Source organism: Bacteroidota bacterium (genome assembly GCA_034723125.1).
Taxonomy (GTDB): domain Bacteria; phylum Bacteroidota; class Bacteroidia; order CAILMK01; family JAAYUY01; genus JAYEOP01.
On the sequence record JAYEOP010000554.1, the window covers coordinates 1 to 1,646 of the forward strand.

Sequence of the window (1,646 nt, forward strand, 5' to 3'; positions counted from 1 at the left end):
TCCAACACTTTTTCGCACTTGCAAATGTTCCGCATTGATTCCTTCATACGAAATCGGCATCATAAATCCTGCAAAATTTACTATTTTAGCATCTAATTCTTTATGTTTATTGTAGAATGGTGTTTTTTCCATGATTTCTCCTTATGTTTGTTTTTTTGTTGAACTGCTTCGCAGTTCTTTTTTTGCATTTTCCTTTGCCTATGGACTTCGTCCATAACTAATAACATTTTACTGCTTCGCAGTATTTTGTTTCCTGTGTTCCTTTCTTTGGATTTTATTTTTCATCTGGATGTTTTTTCTCCTTGACAAATCTACGAAGTAAATTAATCTTAATATTTTACTGCTTCGCAGTAAGTTATTTCTTCTGTTCCTTTCTTTGGATTTTATTTTTTATCTAAATATTTTTTCTCCTTTATAAATCTACGAAGTAGATTAATTTTATTAACTATGGGTGAAACCCATAGAAATAAATGCTCACAAAACACAAAACTACGAAGTAGTTTAATTTATAATAAATATTTTTCATCATAATCAATATTGTGTTCCTCAAGAAGTTCTTTTAATTCCTCAACAAATGTTTTCTTTTTATGATGCTCCCTCTGATTTTTCACATATTTTATTAATTTATCTTTTGAATTAATTGAATATGTAAAACCAGCATAACCAATCTGCCAACTTTTAAATTTTGGAAAAATATTTTTCTCCTTTATCCATAATGAGGATGAAACTTTGATATCTTTTACAAATTCTGCTAATGAAATTGATGGATGTAAATGTGTTATAATATGTATATGATCTTCTACACCACCAATTCGATAAAGATGACTTTTTTTGTTTTTAATTATTCCATAAATATATTTATATAATTCTACTTGATTTTTGTAATCAATAACTTTTTTTCTTTCTTTTGTTGAAAATACAATTTGATATAATATTTGTGTGTATGTTGACATTTTTTCCTACTATTTGTATTTTATTTGTGTGTGTGTGTGTGTGTGTGTGTATTGAACTACTTCGTAGTTCTTTTTGAGTGAGGGTAATTTTCTCTCTGTGGGTTTCACCCATAGTTATTAATATTTTACTGCTTCGCAGTATTCTACTTCAGATATTTTTTTATTAAAATTTCCATCACTATGGTTTATTTGTCCTTCCTTTGCCTATGGACTTCATCCATAGTTAATAACATTTTACTGCTTCGCAGTATGTTATTTCTTCTGTTCCTTTCTTTGGATTTTATTTTTCATCTAAATAATTTTTCTCCTTGATAAATCTACGAAGTAGATTAATTCTATTAACTATGAGTGAAACCCATAGAAATAAATGCTCACAAAACACAAAACTACGAAGTAGTTTAATTTATAATAAATTCCTATTTCCCATCACCCATAAATTCATCAATTATCTCTTCTCTAACTTTCTTCGCAATATTTTCCAATGCTTTCATTCCTGATTTTTCAAAACTTAAATCAATTCCTTTGACATGGTTTAAATTTGTTTTATAAATCTCATTCCCCGTTTCAACTTCTGTCACAGAAAAAGTTAAATCCGCAAACGAAGTAAATAGTGATGACATCTGTGATCCCTGTCTTGCTTCAGCAATGATTTTTATCTCCCAATCATTACCAAATGGCAATTCCACAAACTCG

General features: G+C 28.5%; 3 protein-coding genes. All 3 read right to left on the minus strand.

Annotation, left to right across the window (positions count from 1 at the left end; genetic code table 11):
• The coding region (locus tag U9R42_14160; GenBank protein MEA3497167.1) for a glycine cleavage system aminomethyltransferase GcvT at nucleotides 1-132 on the minus strand (132 nt) is incomplete at its 3' end.
• A 374-nt stretch (nucleotides 133-506) separates the two neighbouring features.
• Complete coding sequence (gene tnpA, locus U9R42_14165; protein ID MEA3497168.1) at nucleotides 507-953, minus strand: IS200/IS605 family transposase; 447 nt, start codon at nucleotides 951-953, stop codon at nucleotides 507-509.
• A 416-nt stretch (nucleotides 954-1,369) separates the two neighbouring features.
• A partial coding sequence (locus tag U9R42_14170) for a hypothetical protein (GenBank protein ID MEA3497169.1) occupies nucleotides 1,370-1,646 on the minus strand: 277 nt, incomplete at its 5' end.

Excerpts from the sequence above, each read along its gene's own strand:
- tnpA (MEA3497168.1), bottom strand. The coding sequence starts at position 953 with ATGTCAACATACACACAAATATTATATCAAATTGTATTTTCAACAAAA.